We start from the raw sequence: 25,402 nt of genomic DNA, 5'->3' as shown, positions 1-25,402 counted from the left end.
GGCACCGGGCTCACCAGAAAGAAGGGAGTACGCTGTGTAGCGCTAATCCAGCTACTAACAACCAAAATGACATACTGACAATCACCACCAGAAACCTATTTGGCTCTCTCCCTTTCTTTGTGAAAGGTTTACAAATGAGATTGCCAGGAAAGTGGAACATGACCTCGACAATGATTGTAAATATAGTCTCAACAATAAATCGACCGAGAAACCTAAATACACCACCTATTACTTCTTCCACTAACCCTCTCTCCGAACTCAGGATTTTTGACGCCTAAAGTACTTACGGTAAAATCATATCGAAGCAACGGTTTTTTTACACCGTATGCTTTTTCGTTTTAAACGTGAGTTCAATCCGAACCTCCTGAGTCAGAAAATTCGTTGCTACAATTGGATTCTACTAGGGATGAATCACTTCTATTCATAGAAATCACAACAGAATTAATTTCTTTCCTGGCCTCGATTGAGCTAAAACTTACGCCAGATTCTGTACAATATTTATCAAACTGCTTTTTATCTGACCACATGTATATTGCGTACATTTGATACTTAGTCAGTTTGGGATAGTGGTTTTGAACACTATTAGCCACCTCAGAGGCTAAATACTTTCTCTTATTCCCCCAATCATTTGATAATTTACGCCTTAAATCCCTTTTGAAGATCCGTATGGCCTTGCGTTTACTTGACAATTTTAAAAACCACACGATCGGATACCTTTACCGATTAATTCAAAAGCTACATCTGTATATCATGCTTCTCTCTAATTCTAAAGCTCATATATACTACAACACAAAAAGATGCAGAGAGTCAAGAAACCACCTTTAACCGATACGTATGTCAAATAAAGATATAGAGCAACCTCTTTATATTTCTGTACTTTCTTTGCTCTGTATATTTTTAGAAATGCTTTATGAGTCAATGAGTTATTGCTTATCTTCAAGAAATAAGAAAAGCTGCTTTTCAATTCTGATATACAGAACAATGCAAAAACATCTTACTTGCCTATTTTGGAAGATTTAGATAAAAAGTCACTCCTACCCTCTCCAGCACCCACCGACTTCCCACCCAAAAAAGGTCACTTAGTGCCCTGTTAAAGAATACCCCCACGGCTTGAGCACCAGTAGAAAGCAATGAGTTTACCCACAAGCCCCGAACTGGCAAAAACCAAAAAATTGTTACGAATTCCTCACACACATTGCTGGAGGTGACGGGAAATCAAGTAAAGATATGCCTTCCACCCCAAATCCCTTGTCGTCCATCGAGGAGGGATCTACGTGCGCGTCAAACATGAACAAAAAGCAGGCACTAGAAGGCCCTGCTGTAGTATCTATTTGATAGATGGTACGTAAGCGGTACATGAACCACATTATTCAACTTGCTCTGACGGGCTTGCCATGATACCCCCTCCATCAACTTCGGAGGAAAGCCCTATGAATCAGCAGCAGCGGCAAACCCATGTCAGGGCCTACGAGAGAAGCTCTCAATCCAAGCGCGCCTATACCCGTAAGCACAACCTAAACTACAGCCAGTTCCTCTACTGGCACCAAAAACTAACTGAACAAACTGCGGTCTCTGATACCCCTGACTTTGTTCCCGTGGATATCAAGTCTTCCACAGCTACTATGAGAAACCGGGGTATATTGGAGTTCCCGAATGGCATAAAGCTGGTGATCAATAGCCTGGTGTTGTTGGCACAAATTCCTGGCCTTATGGACCTGTAAATACGATGTGGCTATCGTTTAACAGCAAAGTCTGGTTTTACCGTCAGCCGATCGATTTTCGCAAGCAGATGGATGGTATTGTGCTGCTGGTGGCTGATACGTTACACAAAGATCCGACATCCGGTCAGCTCCTTGTCTTTTGCAATAAAAAGGCCGATAAATTCGTGTGCTCTACTGGGAAGATAATGGATTCTGGCTCCTTTATAAGCGAAATGAGAAGTCGAGGTTTACCTTTCCTGGCATTTCAAATGACGCAATAGAGTTGTCGATTTCACAGCTACAGTGTCTGCTTTCTGGGTTGGACTTTACTCAGCAAAAAGAACCAGAAAAACTCTATTTTTCACGCTTTTCCGTTGAGGATTATGAGGCACCGCTACCCTGGAATATCCAACTTGATAAAGTTGGGATGGCCGCAGCCGCATGATATAACGGCGCTGTCCGCAAGAAGGTGGACCTCTGTCGAATGCCACCATATTTGTCTGTTGATAGCACAACCCTTTAAGGCGTCCATGACTTGGCATTCAGCGGTGCTATCCCGGCACTTTAAATAAAACCCTCTCCTACGATCTGGTAAGATCGCTTACTTTATGATTGATGGGCGGTAGAGAAAGATGGTGAGTGGCTAGACCCTGCGCATGCATAAGCTGATTCTATAGTACCATTGGTTTTGAGGCATACCTGTCGCTTCTTTGTAGGCTAGGCAGGGGCTTCGGTGCAGATAGCCGTTAAGTACACAGCACATTCGGCCTTCAAAGTTCGCAATACAGAGTTTTAGAGCGATTGGCATCCTGCGTTGCAACTTATGGAAAGGTCTGGATATTCCTACAAAGCTTTGTCTTGATTGTGAGCAGCTCTGAAAGTAATTGAAATTATGGCGTTATTAAGTGCTCCCCTAAATGCCGTAAGTTGGTGAGTGCCCTTTCTTGTACACCAATACTGTTCTCAGAAAACTCATAAATAGTTCACCATCTTGATTGAAGCCACGAGTTTCAACCGTCACTATTCCCTGAGTAGGGCGGGAACGTGATTCCCGTTTAGATAGGATTTCACTCTCAGCGTAGATGGTGTCCCCCTCAAAAACAGGTTTTAGTAGCTTTACCTTATCCCATTCTAAATTAGCTACTACCTTCTTACTGATAGTGTTTACGGTCATTCCAGTTACAATCGCCAGGGTTAGAGTGCTATCTACTAGCGGTAACTTCCATTCAGTGTTTTGTGCATAGTGTGCGTCAAAATGTAATTGTGCCGTATTCATTGTAAGTAACGTCATCCAGGTATTGTCTGTTCGAGTCAATGTCCTACCTGGACGATGCTCAATGATCATACCCTCTGTGAAGTCTTCGAAGTAAAATCCAAAGTCTTCCCGATAGCGGTTATCGTTGATTTTTTTATAGGGTTGGAATTGCATGACTACCATTTCCCTTACGGCTTCAGTTTAATTTGTTGAAGATAGAGATGATTTGCTTTGGAATAGACAGGTACATCAATCATCTCACCCTGGTATTGACAGGTCTTGCCCTTTGAATTGTTATAAATCTCTACGATTTTTTCTGCTTTTTCATACTCTTCTTGAGTAGGCTTGAAAGAAGACTTGATTGCTGAGATTTGTTTGGGGTGGATAGCGGCTTTGCCATTGAATCCCATTGCCTTAACGATATTCAGCTCTTTCAGTAGCCCACCTTCATTATTGAAATCAAAATAAGGTGAGTCATAGCAGGCCAGATTCTTTGTCGCTGATGCTTCTACGATTTTACTGCGAGCAGAACTCAGGGCGTTAATGGAGTTATCACAGTTCAGGTCGTTGGCGTAGTCTGCAGCACCAAACATCAAGGCCTGGAGTTTATGTGGGCCGTTATTAACAATATTGTGGACGTTAATTGTTCCATTGGCTGTTTCGATTAAGGCAATTATTGCTAAGTCCTCATAAGTTTGAGAGAGAAGTTCACTAAGCTGCTGAATATCATTAGGGGACTCTGTCTTGGGGTAAAGTACAGCATCGATCTGTAATTTGGCTCTAGTAATAGCAAGTATGTCTTTTAGCCCTTCATTGCTTGTTAGGTGGTTGATTCGAATAATATTGGCTGTGGTGTGGCTGGTGTTCTTGGAAAGATATTGAAATGCATTGTCTCGGGCTAATTGCTTGTCACTTTTGGGTACACTATCTTCGAGATCAATAATAACGGCACTGGCTTCTACTTCTGCGGCTTTCTGAAAAAGATTGGGTTTATTACCTGGCGTGAAAAGCAGTGCAGGATGAATGTGTAGGTTGATCATAGGGTTAGTTAGATAAAATTGTGCTCTTTAGCTTCTTTTAGCAGGCTTTCCCTAAAGTCTGGGTGTGCAATATTAATTAGGGCATGGGTACGTTCTGTGGTTGATTTCCCCATCAGCTGGCAGCAGCCGTATTCAGTAACTACATAATCAACATCAAGCCTGGAATCTGTTGTGATTGTATTTAATCGCGGTACCACTCGAGAAATATTTCCGCCCTTTGCTGTAGAACTGCTTGCCAATATGGTCTTACCGTTTTTCGAGTAATAGACACCTCTAATGAAATCCAGTTGTCCACCCACTCCTGAGAATTGATGGTCAGTGAATTCTGCGTTTACCTGACCAGCGAAATCGATCTCAATAAAGGAATTGACCGAGATCATGTTGTCAATAAGGGCAATAGTCTGTGGTTCATTGACGTAAGAGACTGGGAGGCAGGCCATTGAAGGATTTTCATCAATAAAGTCATACAGTACCCTGTCACCTATTGCAAAGGTGAAAACATTGAGATGGGTATTAAGCGTTTTTCGTGAATTATTAACAGCGCCAGATTTGATCAGGTTTATCATGCCCGAGGTGATAACCTCAGTATGTATCCCAAGATCTTTCTTACCAACCAATTGCTCACATACTGCATTGGGAACACCACCAATCCCCATTTGAATGGTGGAACCATCAGGTATTAGTGGCGCAATATAGTCGCTTATCTTTTTATCCAGTTCAGAGGTTTCTCTTTGTGGCTCTTCGATTAATGGGGTGTCGTTTTCTATGATTGCATCCACTTCGTTAATATGAAGTAATGTTTGCCCAGAAGTTCTCGGCATATTTTTATTGACTTCAACAATCAATCGCTCCGCGTGCCTGGATAGCTCAATCGCATAATCCCCGCTAGTGCCAAAATTGAAGTATCCATATTTATCCATTGGGGATACGGTAACGAGAAAGGCATCCAAATTAACTTGCTTTTTAATGATTTCAGGGTAGCGACTGAAGGAAATAGGCACATAGTTAATATATTTTTTACCCTCAGCGAAACCTTTCTTGGCGAGCTTGACCTCGTCTTTGGTGAGCATGGACGAAAAAGGTCTAACGCGGTCTAGTAAATCTTCCTGAAAAATGGTTTTCATTGCGATGCCACCGCAGCGCATGTAGTACACCTTAAGCTTCTTTATGTCGTCTGCTCGAACTCGATTTTCTAAAGCTTTTAGTAAGGCCGGTGGCGTGGCTACACGCATGCCCATAGAGATGATACTTTCGCTGGGTATTGCGGATATGGCATTATCGGCTTTGGTCAATTTTCTATGATATTGGGCTTCGTAGTTCATAATACGCTAAATTCACCGTTATCTTAGTTGTCTTCTCTCTCGGCCCTTAGGCGCTTTATGGCCTACTATCACTGAACTTAAAATAGATTATTTTTCCAGTTTCGATAGTGAAGTATGGGCTTCGATAGTATTCTCAGCTAATACTAGGGTTTCTCTATAGTGGTTGTTTTATATTGTCGTGATTTGTTGCTATTTATTGAGAAATTGAAAGGTTATTTACGGCGATAATGTTTAAGCCCCGCAGGCCAAAATGAACAGGGAGTGTCGGTGGGATAAAGGAGAGGTTGCGAGGCAGGAAGAGAACTAAAGAATCCCATTGACCTTGACTACAAATTCTTAAGAGGGCTGGAATGGCGGCATATTTCGTGCAGTACATAAGTAAAAAAGGCCGGTCTAAGACCGGCCTTGAGAAGTACCTATTTTTATTCCACTGAGGAGCGGATCAGGTAATTAAACGCGCCCAATGCTCCTGTGGCACCTGCGCCCTGGCATCGCCGGCAGCGTAGACCCCGGGTACAGATGTTGCGCCACGCTCGTTGATAACGATCTCTCCCATGCGATTCATTTCAACATCGGTTTCCTTGAGAAACTCTGTATTGGGTACCAACCCAATTTGCACAAAGATTCCTGCCAGATCGAGTTTTTTATTTTTTCCAGATTCACGATCGGTGTAGGCGAGTCCATTTACCTAGTTACCATCGCCTAGGACTTCAGTGGTTTGCGAGTTGACGATAATGTTATCCATCTGCTGAGCTTTGCGCACTAAAACGTCATCTGCTCGCAGCTTGTCGGCAAATTCCAATACGGTGACATACTCGACAATTCCGGCCAGGTCGATGGCAGCCTCAATACCGGAGTTACCACCGCCAATTACCGCTAGACGCCAGCCTTTAAAGAAAGGACCGTCGCAGTGGGGGCAGTAGGCCACGCCCTTAGTGCAGTATTCCGCTTCACCCGGCACGCCGAGTTCTCTACAGCGGGCTCCTGTGGCCAGTATGATTGAGCGACTGGATAGGGTGGCGCCGCTTTGCAGTTCTATATCCACCAGCTCGTTGCGCTGTAAATTGGCTGCACGTTGGTCGGTAATAATATCTACGCCGTACTCTTTAACGTGTTGTTCCAGACTGGCTGAAAGCTTCGGGCCCTCGGTGTAAGGGACTGAGATAAAGTTTTCGATACCCACGGTATCCATCACCTGTCCGCCAAAGCGCTCAGCCACGAGGCCTGTTCGAATACCCTTGCGTGCGGCATAAATGGCTGCTGCAGCACCGGCGGGTCCACCACCCACTACCCACTACCCACTACCCACTACCAGCAAGTGTAAGGGGCTTTTTCATTGAGTTCTTCAGTTTTGCGTTCTGCGGCGCCGCTATCCAGTTTACTGACGATTTCTTCCAGAGACATTCTCCCCTGGTCGAAGTGTTCGCCGTTCAGGTAGACCGCTGGTACTGCCATGACAATGCGCTGCTCAACTTCATCTTGGAATAGGCCGCCGTCGATCATCTCGTGGGTGATGTTGGGGTTGAGGGTAGCCATCAGGTTCAGTGCTTGAACCACATCCGGGCAGTTCTGGCAGGAAAGCGATATATAAGTTTCAGAATGAAATTCGCCTTTTAGATTGCGCACCTACTCAAGTAGTTCTGGGTTCGCCTTGGAGGGATGGCCGCCCGCTTGCCTAAAACCGCAGATAAACAAACATGTTGACTTTAAGGACAAAACAGACACAAACCAGACAATTGGAACTCCTGTCTCAATCAAATTTCTAGGCGTAAAGGGACATCAGCCAAAGATAGGCATCCCCCCCCCTCAAACCCCTCCACATTCGCCGCGAGGAGATCTATGTACGTATTGAAGAGGAGTGAAAAGTAGGCAACAGAAGGAGATTAGCCAAGGAAGGAGGCCCGCCAGCGCTTCCCGATTAAGGTTTAACTTGACTAGACGGCAAGGTGCGTCAAGCTTCAATTTTCGCACCAATACTATGCTAAGTCGCGCTTACCATGCGCCTGCTTAAGCGACTTTTTGGGTGCAGGTTGTAAATAGGTAGAAATATTAAATTGAATGTCCTATATCGGTTGATACCCCTATCCAGAATTGGATGGCCATACTCTCAGACGGCGGTTTCAGAAAATACAAAGTCGATGCAGACGATACTTCAATAATCTGCACAAATAAACAGTCAGTCATAAGCCACCCTAGGTTAATTACCCCATATATCATGTTCGGTCGCTTAGATACATTTATGCAATGAAACCTGCTGTAGTATCTATTTGATAGATGGTACATAACTGTAAGATTTTTTAGATCTTGAGCAAAGTATGGGCTACCTCATTCATTGCTTTAAAGGTTGAACCATGCAGAAAACTATTACGATTATTGGCGCCACAGGCCATTTAGGTCGTCAGGTAGCACGAAAACTGGATAATAAAGGTGTCCAGGTAACTGCGATCGTGAGGGACATAATTAGTGCTCGCACTATCCTCCCAGAGAGTATCCAGCTTGTCGAAGCAGATGTCTCGGATAAAGAGAGCCTGGTGTCTGCACTAGTTGGTACCAAAACACTTTATATCACCCTGAATACCACGTCACTCGACCCGACTTTACCCTTTCATAGTGAGCGTGAAGGTGTGATTAATATCGTGGAGGCTGCAAAGATCAATGGTGTGCAACACATCATGCAGATTGCTGGTATTGATTATCTCCACCCAGAGTTTGCGGACAAGGGGCTTGAGTACAAGACCAATGTAATCCGTAAGCCAGGGATAGAGGCCATTAAAAGTTCGGGCATTGATTTCACCTTCTTCTTCTGCTCGTTCTTCCTGGACTCTTTCCCCACATTTATAGAGAACGGTCAATTTTCTATCATCGGCGATCATGTCCACCCTATCTACTACACCAATACAACAGATCTGGCAGAGATGATCGGTAATGCTATCGGTAATGAGATGGCCTACAACCAGAGTTTTTCAGTTCAGGGTACTGAGGGGATGTCTTTACCAGAGGCGGCCAGAACGTTTGTAGAGGCATATTCTCCGGGAACAGAAATTGCCGTTCACCCTATCGCGGCCATTGCAGAAATGGGCCTGCCCGAGGAGCAGGCAGTATTTATGGAACATATGCTGACTTACGTAGAACAGCTAAAGGAGCAACCAGTGAGTCAAAAAACTTGGCAGGTGTTAGGTAAGCCAGATACAACTATCACAGATTTTGCCCGAGGTCTGTCAAACGCTTCATAGCGACTGATCCTTGTTCAGTATTGCGTCCTCTGTGCTCAACCGCTTCATCAAGTCAGTGGCTGCAGGACCCAGTGGACGCTTACTGGACCAGATAATATCTACACCGTGTGACAACTCTTTCTCCTGCTCAAATACTAGCGGGAGCTGCATCAGTTTTTTCGCCGCTATCCCTTTCGCAACCACGTGTAGTGGCAATACTGCCCAGCCCAAATTGGCGTTGACAAGGTCAAGTGCATCATCGACACGTGACACACTCCACACGTCGGGAGACACCAGCCAGCGAGTTTGGCTGGATATCTCAAACTCCTGCAATAAGATTTGTCGGTATTGTTTCAGGTCTTCCCAGGTAACTTCAGTGAGTCTCGCAATCGGGTGATCCACGCAGGCGATGCCTGTAAGCTTCAGATGGCCCAGGGCTCTGAAATCGTACCCAGTGGGCACATCTTCTTGCTGCGTAATAATCCCGAGTTGGGCCACATCCCGTTCGACCCAGGTCTGTACATCCTGAACACTTCCCGCTCTGAGCGTAATTTGAACATGTGGATATTTGGTCTGAAACCCTTGAAAGAGTCCACCCAGGTTTTTAATACGAACATGCTGGGCAATAGCCAACGTCAACCGGGCCTCAACATCCAGAGACAAACCCTGTGCGATCGCCATCAAACGCTCGCGTTGCTCGATAAGACTCCGTGCGCGTTCCAGAAGTGACTGACCCGCGTCCGTCAATCGCGGGTATCGTTGACTTCGATCAAATAGATTGACTCCCAAGTCAACCTCCAGATTCGATACCAGTGAGCTGATTACCGACTGTGCCTTTCCACATTTACGTGCAGCCGCTGAGAACGAGCCAGCCTGCTCGGTTGCTACAAATGCTTCCAGTTGCTCAATAGAAACTGCCACGCGCCCAACCTATCTGTTTAAGGTATAGTATCTAACTTATCCCACCTAAAATAACTATATATCATTCAGGCATATTTTCTCAACCAGAGTGAGTATGGCTGATGACTAAATCATTGAAGAATCGTTTATTCCATGCGGTTTCCTACGAGTTTTTTCTGCTGCTGACAGGTGGCTTACTGGTGGTGCCAGTGTTTGATCTGGAGGTACACCAATCGCTAGTACTTGCGGCTGGACTATCACTGTTTGCGCTGGTCTGGAATATGGTTTTCAATCACGCTTTTGACTGGTACTTATTGAATATACGTAAAAACCCGGAGAAGACATTTATCGTTAGAGCCATACATGCGTTATTGTTTGAAGGGGGTATGTTGGTACTGACGTTGCCAGTAATCGCCTGGGGCTTTAATCTGACTATCCTAGAAGCATTTATGCTTGAGATAGTCATGGTGATTTACATCGTGATATATACCTATGTATTCAACTATTGGTTCGATAGGCTGCATAGCTCGTTTCGAGTTACTGAACACAAACGTTAAAGGTCTTCTCCACTTTCTGTTTTAGATGAAATGTAAGACCAGTTAAAACACACAACGCCGTAATCACCCAACAGGGGGTCAGGTACATGCTTTTACTATGTGTTTAGCTCAATACCGATACACCTCAAATTTGTTAACAGTTCTTTATATTGATCGGACTTGGAGGATAAGTATTGTAACTTACGATGCCTTTTAACTTCCCAATTACCAATGACAGAGTCAATTTTTGCACCGGATGCCGATGGTTCATCGTCGAAACCAAACTCAAAGCCGCAGCTACATATTTGAAAAGAGCCACTACCATCCTCTAAGTAAGCAGGAGATCCCAGCTCAGGACTACCACATACAGGACAATGCCAATATCCATTGGCATGCTTGAACATGGTAGCTTTTTCACCATTTCTAAATGTGACATCTTTTATGATCTTACCCATCAACGACGAACACTCTCTTAAGCGATAAACTACGCATTGAAGCATATATCTCAATAAAAGTACTAAAGGAGGCCTGCCCCCTACTTTCTCTATAAAGGTTTACCTAATTACCACTTATGCTAAGCCAATTTTTAGCAACCTTTCCGGCATCGGTGAAGTCCGAAGAGAGACGTAAACCACGTCTTGGAATGAGTGCCGATAAATCAAACCTTCGATTAAAGCGATATTGAAATTCTGCCAAATAGCACTGTGCATATTTCGGCCTAATAGCATGGTAAGTACTACGCCGCGCACTCTTTAAATCATCAAGTACCATATTTACCCAATAGAACTCAGGCTCTTCAACAGAAGCTCGGCCACCACCACAAACACTTTTTTCATGCACACAACCGGCCTCCTTAATGGCATTGAAGCATGGAAAGCCATCTGAGATGACTGTGCTGCCACTACAAAGGGAATTTTTACTCCAGGTTGAAATTTCACTGCTTTTGAAGCCCATAATAATTGAGAGCTTAATACGGGTTGGATGTCCCTCCTTGGTTGTTTCAACGGCAGCTACAAAGGAAGTTTTACCCTTGGCTCCGCGCCCCGGCTTGCATCCAGCACGCTCACCACCGAGATAGGCATCATCCAGTTCAATAAAACCGAACAGTTTGTATCGCTAGTCCCGCTCCATCATCACTTGCATGAGTTTCTGCTTCATACGCCATGCTGCGTTGTAAGAGATACCCAGATATCGAGATAGCTCCAAACAGGAAACACCCTTCTTATCTTGAGTAATCAGGAAGATACCGAGAAACCAGGTGGTGAGGGAAAGCTTCGTGGAGTCAAAAATCGTACGGGAGGTAATCGATGTCTGACGTCGACACTGGTTACACTGCTTAGGCTTACGATAAGCGAGCTCGCGATGCTTGTCATATCCGCAGTAAGGACAACTAAAGCCATTGGACCAACGCCATCACGACAGCGCATCGAAGCACTGTTCCTCGCTGCCGTACATGTTGAGGAATTGGTCAAACCAATCCCCTTCTGAAACTATACCTTGTTGCGAGCCATGGTGTATTCCCTTGCAGATCAACGAGATAACTGTATTTATATAGAGCTAGGCTTAACTTAGCAAGAGTGGTAATTAGGAAATCCTTTATTTTAAACGCTGTACCATCTTCTTTAACTAGCTTAAGCAAAAAGGTCAGCCTTTTATCATTTAACTTGGTCTCTAGATGTGAAATAAATCAGTCAAACTCACCATTAAAGCCACCATCCTTAAAAACCTTTGCCCCAAACTCCTTATGTTTCGCATTCCCTATTGATGATACAAAGTTAATTTCCCCCATAGACGCCCTTCATTAAACTCAATTTCTTCATCAAAGGTTGCAAAGTGCTTTTGTGAATTTTTTCATAGACAGTTAAATTATTCTTGTTGCAAATATAGTTATAAACCACTTCTATACTGAAAAATACAGGGGAGTCATATGCAACCTAATCTAAACCAGGATTATACTTTTCTTTATTTAACAACACTTCGGACAGTTTTAAGAGGTGAAATGGGTGGAAACCATGGACAGGTATGGAAAAATAAGGTTCTCAGATCAAATTGACGCAGTACCTGCCTATGGAAGACGGAATTCAAGCTATTTTCGTTCGAATGTCCAATGTCAAAAAACCACGAAGAAATTTCATACTCACGCTATTTGCTGTACTGATGGTTTTTCAGGGGAAGGCGACATTTCTGAACATGGAGCGATACAGTTTAGCCAGTGAAAAGCGCTATTGTCGATGGTCTCGTCGGAATTTTGACTTCGTTAAGTTAAATGCAGAATTATTTATGCAGACATTCCCAAACAACGATGAATGTGTGGCGGCTATAGATGCTAGTTTTATCAATAAACCAGGAAAACAACAGAGGAAGTTGGCTGGTATTACAATGGTCGTGCCGGAGCCTCACAACGTGGCCTTGAAATCTCTATAATCAGCATCACTGACCTGAAGTCGAATACTGCCTATGCCATGGATGCGCAGCAGACAATAGACGAAGAAGGCCGATCCCGAATTGAGCAATATGCTCACCATGCTGTCGAGCTTGCACCAACACTCCTTGATCTCGGCATTAAGTATCCTGCTGCAGATACCTAGTATAGCAAGGTGAAATTTGGTTCGGCCAACATTCCAACGGAGTTACACATCGTTGGCAAGTTACGATCTGATGTAAACCTGCTATGGCTATATGAAGGCGTTTACAGCGGCACTGGACGCCCCAAAAATACGATGGAAAAGTTGACTTTATAGCTGGCCTGAACCGTTTTGATCATGTTGGCGCTCTGAATGATACGACTGAGGTTTATACAAAGGCTGTCTATGCAAGTTTTTTGAAAAGAGTTATTCGCGTTGTGATGCCGAGGTCTACTAACGGCGACAAAGATGGGCATGCACCGCTGTATTCGACAGATACAGAGCTAGATGCAATGAAACTGATCGCCTATTACAGGTCAAGATTTCAAATAGAGTTTTTGTCCTGGGATGCCAAACAGTACACAGGTCTAACCCACTGCCAGTCAACTCGAAAAGAAGCTATCGGTCTACAAGTAAATGCAACACTGACAGCCCTAAATTTACTGAAAGCTGAGGACAGAAAAGCGAAGAAAACGGATAAAGCAACGGTTATTTCAATTTCCAGCTGGAAGCGCCGCAAGTTCAATCAGCACCTTATGAATAGACTTTTTGACGAGTTAGATCTGGACCAAAGTTGTGGAAAGGATGCCAGCATTTACGAGCGGTATAGTGACTACGGTACTATAGCTGCGTAAAACTGCTCGAAGTATTGTTGGGATATAACACCCAATAATTAATCTATAAATTAATATATGATTTTTTAATATGCCAGCAAAGGGTACTGATCCCCAGTAAAGAATGCTGGTAGTATCGACTAAGGCTGTGAAAATATCTTTAGGTGGCGTTATATATAACCACCAAGGTATCAAATGTTTTTAAGGGGTAAAAATCATATCGAGACAGCTTTTATGCGGCCGTAAATATCGCCTACGAGGTGATGAACGTTAATTTGGTGTTTGTGCACCGCTATGGCGAAAGTTGTTTTCTGTTAATTTCGGATAATAGAATATGAGTGAAAAGCATGGAGCAAAAAGTTTTGCCGGCGTCTTATCAGAAGAGTTAACGGAAATTTGCCAAGGATTATACTTAATTTCAGCGCCACCAGAGAACCGCCCTTATATTGGCGAGCAGTCACTGTGGGTATACTTTTTACTTTCACCACCCTCTTTAATTCTTGCCCAGCATAGCTCCCAACATTCGCCAAAACATGCGAAAGTTACACTCGAACACACTTGGAATGAAATGTCAGGTTGGTATATTTTTATAGGCGTAGAAGTGAGTCAACAAGAAGCGCCTGACTTTATCGAGAAAGCTAAAACCTGTTTTCCCGACCTTACCGGTACTATACAACCTGAACATGCACTTGTATGGCTGCAAAATCAATCATTACCAAAGGATATACCAGCTATCAGCATACTAAACACAGGGTTTAATTTTCAAGTACGATGCTCTGAAAACTTATATTGGTCGCAACTTAAATTAGAGTTTATACCAGGAAGTAAGGCTGAGCTCATTGGGGTGGAAGAAGGTTCTCCTGTTCTGAGGTTTTCGTTACCGGGAACTATATCACCATTCCAGCTATTTCATTACGATTCAGATAAAGAGCTCTATGTTGCGTGGCCGGATCTATCCCCCATAGGTTCGGCAATACAGCTGTACTTTTCTGGACTGGCTGCCGGTAGCTTGAATTTTCCATTTGGATTGAGTGATTGCCACCTGCGTAAACTAGTAGCCGCAACTGGCTGTCATTTTAAATATATCCCTGAAATCTCCTCGAATGGCAGGAAATCCGTGTCGGATGAGATCCAATTTCCTATGTTCGATTTTACAGATGTAAAAGGAACAGTCGGTTTTGATTTTTGGTTAAACCCCGTTCTTCCTACGAATTTCTTCGCTACACGCTTACAGTTGGATGTCACAAATCGTTCTGATAATCAGGAATGGGCAACCGAAGCCAAAGCCATTGCTTCCAGCTATTTTTTCACTACCGAAGGTGCTCCGGTAAAATTATCACCCTATGATCCGGGTACAGTTTTACCCGTCAACGGCGAAATCGGTGCTGGATTTGGCTTTTCAAAAATGCAGGATCAAGATATAAGTGGCTTGCCCGCTCACTTTCCCAGCAACTTATATCTTTCGCCCGTAGGGATTTTTACACTTGAAAATATAGAAGCTGATGGCAAGAACTCGATAATAGAGCTTATGCCCGGGCTTTATTCACAGGAATTCCTGCGAATTTCTGAGGGTACTAAAATACAGTTTATCAACGATCAGCCTGCCTATGCGCGATCATTCTCGGTTAGCGGATCTCCATCTGACTCACCACCCAGTAATTTGGATTTACTTCAGAACGACTACACCACATCCTGGATGCAGGTACTGACTGAAGAGGGGCACTACTTTGGCAAACCTAGCTCTGGAAGCTTTTTTGTTGAACAGGATGGTGGCCCCTTTTCAAATAGCGTCGATGCTCGCCTGGCAACTTTATCTAACAGTACCGCATTCCCCTGTGTGCCATTGGGCGGTATTTTCTCCGCTCCTTCCCCTTTAAACAGCGAACAAATCAGTCGCTTTGAGGCGACCATTCTCAGCAGTGCCCGCCATGGTCAATTGACTTTACATTCTGAGGGACCAGTATTTCTCCCTGGGGGCAGTCTGCTGGGCCCTTCAAGTATGCTTAGCTCTACTACGCCCCAAGGGCTGCTAATTGAGCTCAATGACGATGGTAGTTGGAACAAAGTGGTGCTGGCCAAGCAGCCAGCTATGCTGAATGCCGACCCTCCGATTCCGGAGACCCAGCTGCAGTTTTTATCCTATGGTTCCCCTCCAAAATTCCCTGCAGACCTGTCGCTGATACTGACACAAAATCAGCTTTTTTTTATCGTAACTGAACCCTCTGAATGCTGGAGCTTTGACTCGACGATTTTTCTCAGTGGTTTTCAATTTGAGCTGGGTTTTGATAGTGAAAATCCGGACGCACAGCTCATTATGATTTTTAAGTTTAATACTACAGCCAGTGTCGCAGAGCTGGTTGCTAATCCGGGGCTATGGACCGGTGCAGAGCATTATAATAGTGATCCAGAGGCGACCTCAGCACTGATCGATGACTATATTACCTTTGCTCAGCAACGAGTGCCCGGCGATCCTTTCGAACACTTTAATAACCTGGTGAATGATCCAGCCTGGACAGGAGTGTTATTTCTCAACACAGGTATTAATGGCAATGGCATGCCGGCAGATTTACAAATGCTCCTGGGAGGCGTTAACGGGCCCCTGCGTGCGCACCATTTGGGTATTCAGGGTAATATGATGGATGTTGAGGCCAAGTCTGGGAAATTAGAGATCGATCAATCGTCCTTATTTGGAGTTATATTTTATAACGGCAATGGCCAGCCTTCGAACCCTGATTTGTGTGATACACCAGTGGATTACGAAACAGAAACACTGGTGGTGGTGTTTAGTAATTCCAGTATTACACAGTTTAATACCAGCGTTGGGCTCACCCTCAACCAATTGATGGGTAGAGATGTTCAATTGATCCATCCCCCAGTCGATTCCAAACTGAACACCATAAGTATCAAAGGGCAGTATCAGGCCGGTAGTGATGGTGTCGGCCGGATGACATTTATTAGTGAACAGAAGTTTAAATACAAATTTATAGTAAATGATCCCAATATTGATCCAGTAGTGCCCAACGTAAGAGTGTTGGAGAAAGTAGAATTTAATCAGGCAAGTCTGGTACCGGTGAGCAGCCAGCCGGTACAAGAAAAAGATACAACCGAGGTCAGTGCGCGCTTCAGTTTAAGTGGTGCCTTGTGGTTTTGTCCCAACCCGTTCCCAGACAGTGATCAGCTGGATTTGTTTTCCTATGGGTGCAAGGATGGGCCCGATGTAGGTTTGGCAATCTCAAATCTTTCTGTTGATGTAGATTTTACTCTTAATGAAGTGGGTATAACGGTGCCTGATAGTAAACGAGTCACTCTGGACTTGACGGCTATGACTGCAGATCCGAGTACTGATGCCATTCGCCCTAATAGTCTGCTGTTCAGCATTCCGCTAAAATTCAGCCGTTTTATTGTTGGCGAAGAAGAGGCAATTAATGCCACCAATACCGGATCTACCGCTGTGAATATCTTGCAGCTGGAATCCAACCCAATCAATGCGGATTCACTTGTACAGCCAGCATTGCTGGATTCTCCCGACCAAGCCGCTAGTCCGCCTAGCACTTACGTTACCAGCGCGCCGAGATATGCTTTGGAGTACGACATGTTACTCGGCTCGCTCGGTGCTCTTGGTGCGGATGCCAAGCTGGAAGCTAAGGTGCTTTTGGCCTGGGGGCCTTCATCCACCATACCGGATAACGACGCCGCCGCACTTTTTATCCAGTTGCCACAATTATCCGCCGGTGCAGGTGGTTTTGAACTCGAAGGTGTACTGAAGACAGTATTTGGTGATGCCAACCTGCTTAAAGTCGACCTGGAAAACGGTAGTCAAACCGTGTATGGCATATTGTTCAATAATGTTCAATTGAGCGCTTTTGGCTACAGTTTCCCCCCGGGGGTAATGGTCGACTTCACGGTTTTTGCGGGAACAACAACACCGGAAACACCGGAGCATGTCATTCCCACCTATGCTAATAACTTGGCATGGTTTTTATCAGTTAAACCGGAGAATGATTAATCATGAGTTCTTCTAGCAAAATCGTCGACGATCTAATGCTAAGGCTCAATCAAATCTACGGCTTGTCATTGCCACTACTGCCGTTGACAGGTTGGCCAGCTGCTGTTGTTACCCTGTGGAATAAAGTCGTCGACTGGCTGCCCGCAGAAGGCCCACCCCCGCAGACTGTGGTAGTGGAAGGTACCTGGAAACCTTTTGGAAGTGGAAACTTTGTATTTGAAGATCTGAGGATCAATATTTACAGAGATTAGCCTGCTTACGTAGAGGCAAATTACGATTAACTTAGCCAACTAACCAGTTAATGGGTTAATGCGGCACAAGGGTGTACCGCCCTTGGGATAGACCGATGCGAATCCGTGAAATAGGTGATGATTTATTGATTTTATTGTCCGTTTTGTAAATTGAAAATTTCCACAACAAGCAATAACATAAAAGGTAAATGCCATGAATACTCCAGCTCTTAGGAATGATGACCCGCCTACAGGCCTTACTGTCAGTGCCACGTTCGATTACAAGGGTCAGAAAATTCCCATCAACAGCCAGGACATTAAAAATATTAGTGAAACCTCAGGGATCAAATTTAGCCTTTCCCAACCGGTGGTGCTTGGTAATATCGCTGAATTCATGGCATGGCTAAAAGACACTCTAGGCATACCGATTGACGAGGGAGATATTGGCAGTGCGATCAACAATCTCCCTGGCGATAACGAAAATGACCCTAAGATACTGAAAAATATAAAAAATGCTTTAAATGATTTTCTCCGCGCGAACATTACGATCACGGTATTATCCGTGGACACAGCCAACGGGAACTATAGCTTCGGTGTCACTGTAACTCCGGAAGCTCCAATCACCATCCTCGGTGACATAGCATTGGACTCTATCGGGGTAGAAATAGCTTCCAATAAGGATCCCGAACCCGATTAGCTTGATCCTATCACTCGTATCAACTCGTAAACTTCATAACTAGAATAATTCTAATAAGGCTATGACCAACCTCCTTTTGAAGGCGACAGGTAGCGCATTTGATGTTCCCCTAGAATTAGATATGCAGTTGTTGGGGGGACCTCTTTCTTTAACTCTCGCAACAACTCAGTCACTATCTATCAATGATGTCTGGAATCTTTTTAGCTGCCAACTGGAGTCGGCGACGGGGATTTCGCTTCCGGACATCCCTGCCGGGCCTTGGCAGGCAATCATGGATCGGGACATCAAACCCTCGCTTAGTGTGACACCCAGCACAGCGCATGGCAATACTGCCGCCTATCTTCAGTTGGCACTCGATCAGCCACTGGAAATTGGCGGTACCGGCCGTTATGGTCCCGTTGAGATTACTTTTGAGCCCAATATACAAGTATTCGCTATATTAATTGGCTATGACGGTGATGGTGACGGCTTGACAGTAAAGGCAAAAATCAAAACGCCCACAACGCCATCAACTTCGGGCAAAACTATTAGTCCGGATGCTGGCGCTACTGAACAACTGGTTAATTTTCCCTTCCCGATACCTTCCCAGAATTCAATTTCGGCTTTCAAGCTGCACTATTTAGGCATCGGTCAGCGGGTAGGTCCCAGGCTTCAAGTTGCCGAATCTGCTAACCCCATGGAGGAAATATTCCACCAACTGGAAAATCAGTTGGTGGGTGATGATCCGGCTACCATCATCACAGAGCTGGCTAAAGAGTTTTATCAGCCCGATCGAGACTGGTTTATTGCTGTAGATCTTTCGCTGCGTGAATTCCGCTTGAGAGTTCTTTTCAATGATCCAGTTATGTATGGCCTCGAAATTTCGGTGCCTATGTCCACACCACCTTCGTTTTTCAGTGGCCTGCTGTTTGAAATTCTCTACCAGAAGCTAGGACCAAATCTCGGCGTTTACTATGGCTCCCTGACGTTGCCCTATGCGATGCGTCGAATTCCGCTTAATGGGTTTATTCTTATACTACCTAGCTTTTCCATTTGGGTTTACACCAATGGTGATTTTCGGATAAATGTAGGCTGGCCCGTGAGCCCGGAGCGGTCTATTGGTATCTCTGTCAGCGTTCTTACCGGTTGGGCTGGATTCTATTTTGCGAAGTTGCGCAGCGGAAATAACCCAGGTGCAACTCCGAGTGTCAATTACAATCCTATTCTTGAATTTGGTATCGGCATTCAGGTAAGTGCGGGATTGAGTATCAAGGCCGGGCCATTGAGTGCGTCCTTAGCTGCTACAGTGGCGGTCTCAATGCAGGGCTTGCTGGCTTGGCGAGCCAATGAAAATGGTTCGGGGAATTCCTTAGCCAAACCGCCAGATCACTATTGGTTTGCCGGCGCCGCCAGTATTGCAGTGCTGTTAAAAGGCTCCGTGAACCTGGGAATTATTAAGGCCACTGTGACAGTGAGCTTCACTGCCACTGCAGGTATTGCCTTTGAAACGGGCTATCAAACAGTCATTCCTGTCTCGGCTTCTGTGAGGGTGAGTGTCTCGGTTAAAGTGGTATTTATACGTATCCACTTGTCATTCCATACTACAGTGACCCACACTTTTTATGTGGGAAGTGGTACTCCGGCATCTATTGACGGTCCTTCGGCACCTGGTCTCAGTTTCCCCGAATTTAGTGTAACGGACATACTAGCAGAACGGGCCAAAAACGCCTCCCTACGTATACGTAGAGAAATGAAACAGCCTGTCCAGCTTTTACATAATTTCAGTGTTCCAACTCGTTTTATACGTGAAGGTTTTGAAAAAGAACAGTTTACTGATGCACCCATAAAATCAAGTCTAGCGGAGCTGGAAGTGGTTTTCCTGCTTCAACCTACTGTGGTTTATAGCGAGAATACAGCATCAATCAAACTTATTGGTTCGCTGGTGATGGAGAGCCCGGCGCCCGGTGAAGTGCCATTAAAGTCGCCTGGGACGGCTACCGGCTATGAACAACTCATTATTAAACTGGTACACTGGTTATTGACATTTGTCCCTCCAACACCTGTTGAAATACCGCTTTCACAAACCTTACAAAGGCTTTCTGATAATCTCGGTACCGGAACAGAAGAGCCCGGTCCACTATTCGGCGGCACTGATGGTTTTGTGGAAAAACTCAAAGCTTATTTTGAAGAGAATCTGGTTTTTAGTATCAGCAGCTTTCAACAGGTTTCTGAAGAAACTCTGCAAACAGCAGCCATATTACCCATGTTCGATGAATTACGTCTGCAGAGCGGTGACAATGGTGTAGATTTCAGTGAATTTAATCGCACCCCGGCCAATTACCTAGAGGCCATCGACATGTATTTTGACAATCTGGGCCTTACCGGTTCAGAAGTGCCGGGGGTCGGCTCAGAAATTCTCGAAACAGCAGAGACCTCGCCGTTAACAGGTCCCAGCATGGCGAGCTTTTTGTTTACAGATTACTTTGTTTTGATCGCGCGTTATGTGGTTTCATTGTTGATTCCGGCAGCTCAACAGTATGAGCAAGATATCGATCAAAGGCTGCAAAAAGATATTGCCATTGCCTCTGCAGCTTTGTCGGAAGACCCTTTCCGGTATGTCGATTTAGTCAGCGCCCATGCCGCTGCCAGTGATCCAGGGCAGGAACTCAGTACTTTGCTGGATGAACTTGACTATGCCAGTGTTGCGGGGTTCGGTTCACGTTATCTGATGTCAGGCTTGCAATTACCTGAGCCAGATAAGGTGCCGCCTCAATTGAGCCCCGAAATCATCGCTGATTTTCCCGTGGCTTCCCTATTCGAATTGTCTGGCCAGCAATTTTCGGCCAGTGAAGGGAGCGCTACAGAGGAAGCCTGTTTGAGCTTCTCACCGGGCCAGTCGGCCGCTTGGATTAGCTTTAATGGTGTTAGTCCCGATAGGGTGCAAACGGAGATTGAATTACCTACTGAACTACCTTCGGCCCCAAACCCTAACTGGCAGGCGGTTAGATCATCAACTCAACCCACCAGTCCCGCAGAAAACACCATTGATTTCCGTGCACTGCCACCGCTGACAGCTACGCCCTTGGGGTTCAACTTAAAAAACAGCCTTGCTTGGGACGCGCCGGATGAAGCGCGTACCCTGTATACCCTACCTCAGCCGCTGATGAATCTAGTTGCGCAGAAGCAGGGCGTGCAGCTCGCACTGGAAAGGGTCGACAGCGGAGCAGCTATTCTCGGAGCGGATGTAGAAGCGATTCCAAGTTTGGCTATTCCGCTGTCACTGCGTCAAGTTCAAAGCTCTACAGAGAGCGCTATGGGCCGCTCATCGGGGTTACTCGCGGAAGCTGACTCCTCAGCGAATATCTACCAACTAAACGGCACTGATGAAGCCACCCGGGATTTGATTGAACAGGCGTTGAAAAGTGATTTGTCCAATGCAAGCATCAGTTTGCTCTACCAGTGCCCCGGCAGTGACAAACTGCGTTCGGACGATTTGGACCCCAGTGTACTACTGGCCAAATTGAACCTCTCGACTTTAAATCAAGTAGAACAAGTCAGTGCCTTCCACGCCCACACGTTTAACGTTTTATCAGGAGCAGATAATTCCGACTTCGCTCCCTTAAGTGATGTGAAAAATTTCCTGCGTCTAATATGGGAGCTGAGCGTTGTTCGGGCCCAAGGCTTTTATCTCTATTATAAAACTAGCTCGGGTGGGGGCTTGCCCGATGATCTGTTTGCGGATACCGCCAACGCTACTGACTCTCCGACTGACCCCAACCAAGGCACTGTTCTAGGCACTTCTGGTGGAACCGCTGATTTTACTATTTTGGTTCAGTGTCAGAATGCTGGGAACAATAGGGTGGCTTTTGCCCCCTATGAAAACTCCTTGTGGGTGGAATGTGACAGTCCGGCTCCCACCCTGACTGCCGAAGTATTCGATATGAATGGTGTGCCCCTCACCAATTATCAGCCCACCTATGAAGCCGGCAATATAGGCTTTGCCATCAATTGGACACCTGTTAGTGATGATGATTTGATCCAGATTCCGGCGAACGGTAATCTGCCGCAGATTCGGGTCAATGAACTTTACCACCTGCTTCAGTATCAGCTAATAGGCAACGGCACTTATCGTGCTTCGGTCTGGAGTTTACCAGTGGGCCCCACCCAGAGCGAGGATGAGGTTTCCCCACAGGCAGATGGTTGTTTGCAACTGCGCCAGGTCATTCCGGTGTTTGCCTTCCTTCAGGAAACATGGCCAGAGGTGGATTCCCCAATAATGGCCAATCGCTACGATATTATCGGCCAGCAAACAGATTTGGCATTCCGGATTTGTGATTTATACGGCAACCCGCTGAACACACAATACAGAGATACGATTACGCCGCTCTATAATGATCCCCTTATCAGCCCCGGAGAGTGGCCGGGGGTGGAGACTGGATTCTTTTTTATTGATCATAACGACAATACGGCTCTGCTGAAACTGTCTATGGAGTTTAATCCAGGCATAGTCAGCGCTACACACTCACCAGAATTTTCCTCACTTGCTGCTGATGAGAAGCAGCAGTGGCAAGCTATTCAAACGCGCTATCGTTTGATCATTGACCAACTTACCGACTGCAATACCTCTCTAACGGTTACCACCAGCCTGACCGGAACCGTGAGTATTGGTAACCCTCAAAGGGAACTGCTTAACTTTGCAGAGCAGGTACTGGAATATATCAACCAGCAAGTCAATGATGCTGTTTTCAGTGCGGTGCCCTCATTGACTGAGCCTATGATTAGCACACAATTTAACTTTCCTGTCGCCTTTAGAGATGTCTTGGAGCAACCAGATGATATTGTTGAGATCACGGCATGTCTGACGATGAAGCGCGACAGCTCACTGGTTTATCCGCCGGCAATAACATGCTTGCCCGCAGCCGCTGAACTGCAATTTCAGATCCCGGCAAAACTTAACTTACCCCCTTTCCCTGTTGCTCAGGAAATGGCTACAGACTGGATCTCGGAGGACAGTAATCGAATCACTAACTTTGCCCGTTATTTCGAAGCAGCGTTTGCTGATTTTGATCAGGCTGGAGGCGTATTGAAACTGGCGCAGAAATCAGTCCAACAAGTGGCCGATGACAGTAATCAAGTTCCTGATTTATGGGCCGTTCGCTTCAGTGAAATTAAAGGCTTTGATATAAGCTTTTGCAGCGATCCGGTTTATTTTGCGCTTCGGCCACTGAATACGACACCACGCAGCGGTATGGTCAATGATATCCAGTACAATGATATCGATATGGATGCATGGGCCCAAAGCTTTTTGATGGCTGTGGAAGCATTTCTAACGGCAGAATTTGGTATCGCAGTGGCGCTGCTGGATCAGCGTTATAACACTGATTACTACGATCAGTTAATGGCGAGCAAACAAACTCTTGCGACATCAATACCTAGCGGACTGGTGTCGATTTTAGAGAAGGATGAAGGACAGGGTGATATCGGAGAAGCTCAGGAGCGGTTGCGGCAAGCGCTATTAGTAAACCTTACCAGTGCCTACACCATTTCCACTGTTGTTCAGGTGCCCGCTGATATTAATGCATCAGAAATTATAGATGGCACTCACCCACAAAAGGCACCACAACTGTTTGGCAGCATTGTCCAACCTAATGATGATGCACTGAATAAAAGCGACGCTGATATCGACAAGTTATACCAGTTCTCAGCGGTTTATCTGAGCCTTGATACAGGCCAGCAGTGGGCAACTTCTTTGCTGAGTGTTACCACACCGGAGGATCACTCCAGTATTCAGCTACCACTGCAATACAATGTCAGCTACTTGCAACATAACTTTGAAGAAGGTAGCAAATTTCTCGGCTACGTACCCAGTTCCTGGATAAAATTTGCACTGCCCGAAGAGGCGCCCCTGCTGATGCCTATCACTGCCCAGGCGTCACTCAATACGAATGCTATCATCCCGATCCCCCTGCCTTTTGAGCCAGCCTTGCCAACACTGTTGTCCCACAGTGGCACTGGAGCCAAACAGTTAACGGAGTTATCCGGCTCTTCAGAGCTTCGCGATGAAATTCTCGATGCGATGGAGTGGACCTATACGGTGCAAATAAGCACCGATATTGCCAGTCAAGATGACCTGTATTTTGATATTATCCGCAACCAACCGATCGCGCCGGGGCAACGGCGAATCACTGAGGCCAGAAAAAATCTAGGAGTTACTGATGCCTTATTTACAGCTCTTGCAGAATTTCACCAAGAGTATCCGGCCTTGTCGGCCCAATTAAATAATATTTTGTCTGAAGCCTATAGTAGTGGTACCGCTTCCCAGGGTAACACTAGTGGGGAAGCATCCGAGCTTGTTTCAAGTTTTGTCACACTGGTAAATAATGTTGCAGAGTCTTGGCCCACCAATTGGGATATCGCCGAAGACTTGTTAGTTGAAGATAATGAGATCGACCATTTCCATCTCACTCTGAGCGGAGACCCTGGTGTCAACACCGCACTGAATACGCTGACACTGCAAGGGCAAACTGATCGGGATAACGAGAATCCTGCTATCTGGCCTTCTCTCTCCTTTAAGGATCTTATGAATGAAGATAACCTTTGGGAGCCGGATTCTAGCCAGGCTACGGAAAAATACGGATGGTGGGAGCTTCAACACAGTATTCCAGCTGCCCCCCTGTTTAGTCCTCTAACTTTAACTTGGACACCCCTAGATATACTGGCTTATCAGTCTGCCAATTTCACTTCATGGATTGTTCGCAACGCCGAGTTAGTACCCAATGAGAAAACCAATCCACTGTTTATTTACACAACGGACGAAACCTCCTTTGTAAATGCAACTATTCCGTTAGTTGAACGGGAATCACTTAATCCCGTCGCTGCTGGACCGATGAGTGAGGCTACTTTACAGCAAGTGATGGAAGATATTATCGAGCCTATTTCTTCGGTCAACTTCGCTGCTATTAATCCCAGGATTAATTTGCGAATTAGTTACGCCTACTCGCTGGTAAGTGATAACAGCGGTAGTAGCCATTTGATGGCGGAAGCTTCCGTTTTGTTAGCCAACGCGCTTGAGTTAGACACGTTGTCTCCATCGACGACAGCGCGGAGTGTTGCGTCACAAGTCTGGCAGTGGTTCCAGAATAGCCAGCTCCCTTCCGATAATGCACGGCTCAATATTGGATTTACCTTATTTGGCACAGTTAATGGGCAGCAACTACCACTGGTGCAAATTAATAAGATTACAGTGTTATTTGGAAGTACTTACTAAAAAGGGGGAAGGAATACACT

At 45.5% G+C, this 25,402-nt stretch carries 15 protein-coding genes and 3 pseudogenes; 10 read left to right on the top strand and 8 right to left on the bottom strand.

Annotated elements, in window-relative coordinates:
- Positions 1 to 350 precede the first annotated feature (350 nt).
- Complete coding sequence (locus tag ACJJIP_RS21810) at positions 351 to 704, bottom strand: DUF6559 family protein (RefSeq protein WP_507016621.1); 354 nt, start codon at positions 702 to 704, stop codon at positions 351 to 353.
- Positions 705 to 1,430: 726 nt separating this feature from the next.
- Here ACJJIP_RS21810 and tnpA point away from each other — a divergent pair.
- Positions 1,431 to 1,721: an IS66 family insertion sequence element accessory protein TnpA gene (tnpA, locus tag ACJJIP_RS08505; protein ID WP_444946654.1), complete on the top strand. Its 291-nt coding sequence runs from the start codon at positions 1,431 to 1,433 to the stop codon at positions 1,719 to 1,721.
- 5 nt (positions 1,722 to 1,726) lie between these two features.
- Positions 1,727 to 2,145, top strand: a pseudogene (tnpB, locus tag ACJJIP_RS08500) (IS66 family insertion sequence element accessory protein TnpB).
- A gap of 468 nt (positions 2,146 to 2,613) precedes the next feature.
- Here tnpB and ACJJIP_RS08495 read toward each other — a convergent pair.
- The 4 genes and pseudogenes from ACJJIP_RS08495 to ahpF all read right to left on the bottom strand — a co-directional run.
- A complete protein-coding gene (locus ACJJIP_RS08495) occupies positions 2,614 to 3,129 on the bottom strand; it encodes a MaoC/PaaZ C-terminal domain-containing protein (protein ID WP_444946653.1) in 516 nt (171 codons plus the stop codon).
- A 14-nt stretch (positions 3,130 to 3,143) separates the two neighbouring features.
- Entirely contained in the window at positions 3,144 to 3,995 is an 852-nt protein-coding gene (locus tag ACJJIP_RS08490; RefSeq protein WP_444946652.1) for an HpcH/HpaI aldolase/citrate lyase family protein, read from the bottom strand.
- Positions 3,996 to 4,003: 8 nt separating this feature from the next.
- A complete protein-coding gene (locus ACJJIP_RS08485) occupies positions 4,004 to 5,317 on the bottom strand; it encodes an acetyl-CoA hydrolase/transferase family protein (RefSeq protein ID WP_444946651.1) in 1,314 nt (437 codons plus the stop codon).
- A gap of 422 nt (positions 5,318 to 5,739) precedes the next feature.
- Positions 5,740 to 6,988: pseudogene (gene ahpF / locus ACJJIP_RS08480) on the bottom strand (alkyl hydroperoxide reductase subunit F); the annotation flags it as partial.
- Positions 6,989 to 7,668: 680 nt separating this feature from the next.
- Here ahpF and ACJJIP_RS08475 point away from each other — a divergent pair.
- Complete coding sequence (locus ACJJIP_RS08475; protein WP_444946650.1) at positions 7,669 to 8,550, top strand: SDR family oxidoreductase; 882 nt, start codon at positions 7,669 to 7,671, stop codon at positions 8,548 to 8,550.
- Here ACJJIP_RS08475 and ACJJIP_RS08470 read toward each other — a convergent pair.
- Positions 8,545 to 9,450: a LysR family transcriptional regulator gene (locus tag ACJJIP_RS08470; protein WP_444946649.1), complete on the bottom strand. Its 906-nt coding sequence runs from the start codon at positions 9,448 to 9,450 to the stop codon at positions 8,545 to 8,547. The genes ACJJIP_RS08475 and ACJJIP_RS08470 overlap by 6 nt on opposite strands.
- A 101-nt stretch (positions 9,451 to 9,551) precedes the next feature.
- Here ACJJIP_RS08470 and ACJJIP_RS08465 point away from each other — a divergent pair, with 101 nt between their 5' ends.
- Positions 9,552 to 9,986, top strand: a complete 435-nt coding sequence (locus tag ACJJIP_RS08465) for a PACE efflux transporter (protein WP_444946648.1) — start codon at positions 9,552 to 9,554, stop codon at positions 9,984 to 9,986.
- A gap of 95 nt (positions 9,987 to 10,081) precedes the next feature.
- On the opposite strand, the gene ACJJIP_RS08460 is transcribed toward ACJJIP_RS08465, so the two are convergent.
- Together ACJJIP_RS08460 and ACJJIP_RS08455 are read right to left on the bottom strand one after the other, a co-directional pair.
- Entirely contained in the window at positions 10,082 to 10,420 is a 339-nt protein-coding gene (locus tag ACJJIP_RS08460) for a hypothetical protein (protein WP_444946647.1), read from the bottom strand.
- A 114-nt stretch (positions 10,421 to 10,534) separates the two neighbouring features.
- Positions 10,535 to 11,443: pseudogene (locus ACJJIP_RS08455) on the bottom strand (IS1595 family transposase).
- Between the two features lie 589 nt (positions 11,444 to 12,032).
- On the opposite strand from ACJJIP_RS08455, the gene ACJJIP_RS08450 reads away from it, so the two are divergent.
- The 6 genes from ACJJIP_RS08450 (at position 12,033) to ACJJIP_RS08425 (ending at position 25,382) form a co-directional block, all read left to right on the top strand.
- Complete coding sequence (locus tag ACJJIP_RS08450; protein ID WP_444946646.1) at positions 12,033 to 12,389, top strand: hypothetical protein; 357 nt, start codon at positions 12,033 to 12,035, stop codon at positions 12,387 to 12,389.
- Positions 12,390 to 12,786: 397 nt separating this feature from the next.
- Positions 12,787 to 13,224, top strand: coding sequence for a hypothetical protein (locus ACJJIP_RS08445; protein WP_444946645.1), 438 nt, complete (start codon positions 12,787 to 12,789; stop codon positions 13,222 to 13,224).
- A 1,096-nt stretch (positions 13,225 to 14,320) separates the two neighbouring features.
- Complete coding sequence (locus ACJJIP_RS08440; protein ID WP_444946644.1) at positions 14,321 to 17,209, top strand: hypothetical protein; 2,889 nt, start codon at positions 14,321 to 14,323, stop codon at positions 17,207 to 17,209.
- A 2-nt stretch (positions 17,210 to 17,211) separates the two neighbouring features.
- The gene (locus tag ACJJIP_RS08435; RefSeq protein WP_444901463.1) at positions 17,212 to 17,460 is read left to right on the top strand and encodes a hypothetical protein; all 249 of its coding nucleotides are present in this window, start codon (positions 17,212 to 17,214) and stop codon (positions 17,458 to 17,460) included.
- A gap of 193 nt (positions 17,461 to 17,653) precedes the next feature.
- A complete protein-coding gene (locus ACJJIP_RS08430; RefSeq protein ID WP_444901462.1) occupies positions 17,654 to 18,136 on the top strand; it encodes a hypothetical protein in 483 nt (160 codons plus the stop codon).
- A 121-nt stretch (positions 18,137 to 18,257) separates the two neighbouring features.
- On the top strand, positions 18,258 to 25,382 hold the full coding sequence (locus ACJJIP_RS08425) for a hypothetical protein (protein WP_444946643.1): 7,125 nt from the start codon (positions 18,258 to 18,260) through the stop codon (positions 25,380 to 25,382).
- The last annotated feature ends 20 nt before the right edge of the window (positions 25,383 to 25,402 follow it).

Source organism: Microbulbifer variabilis (assembly GCF_052467165.1).
Note: the sequence above shows the minus strand (reverse complement) of the source record. Positions and strands in the feature narration are given on the sequence as shown.

Bases quoted from the DNA above. Each gene is read 5' to 3' on its own strand.
- ACJJIP_RS08430 (WP_444901462.1), top strand. From the start codon at position 17,654: ATGAATACTCCAGCTCTTAGGAATGATGACCCGCCTACAGGCCTTACT.
- ACJJIP_RS08495 (WP_444946653.1), bottom strand. From the start codon at position 3,129: ATGCAATTCCAACCCTATAAAAAAATCAACGATAACCGCTATCGGGAA.
- ACJJIP_RS08460 (WP_444946647.1), bottom strand. From the start codon at position 10,420: ATGGGTAAGATCATAAAAGATGTCACATTTAGAAATGGTGAAAAAGCT.
- ACJJIP_RS08490 (WP_444946652.1), bottom strand. From the start codon at position 3,995: ATGATCAACCTACACATTCATCCTGCACTGCTTTTCACGCCAGGTAAT.
- ACJJIP_RS08465 (WP_444946648.1), top strand. From the start codon at position 9,552: ATGACTAAATCATTGAAGAATCGTTTATTCCATGCGGTTTCCTACGAG.
- ACJJIP_RS08475 (WP_444946650.1), top strand. From the start codon at position 7,669: ATGCAGAAAACTATTACGATTATTGGCGCCACAGGCCATTTAGGTCGT.
- ACJJIP_RS08450 (WP_444946646.1), top strand. From the start codon at position 12,033: ATGGAAGACGGAATTCAAGCTATTTTCGTTCGAATGTCCAATGTCAAA.
- ACJJIP_RS08485 (WP_444946651.1), bottom strand. From the start codon at position 5,317: ATGAACTACGAAGCCCAATATCATAGAAAATTGACCAAAGCCGATAAT.
- ACJJIP_RS08425 (WP_444946643.1), top strand. From the start codon at position 18,258: ATGCAGTTGTTGGGGGGACCTCTTTCTTTAACTCTCGCAACAACTCAG.
- ACJJIP_RS08435 (WP_444901463.1), top strand. From the start codon at position 17,212: ATGAGTTCTTCTAGCAAAATCGTCGACGATCTAATGCTAAGGCTCAAT.
- tnpA (WP_444946654.1), top strand. From the start codon at position 1,431: ATGAATCAGCAGCAGCGGCAAACCCATGTCAGGGCCTACGAGAGAAGC.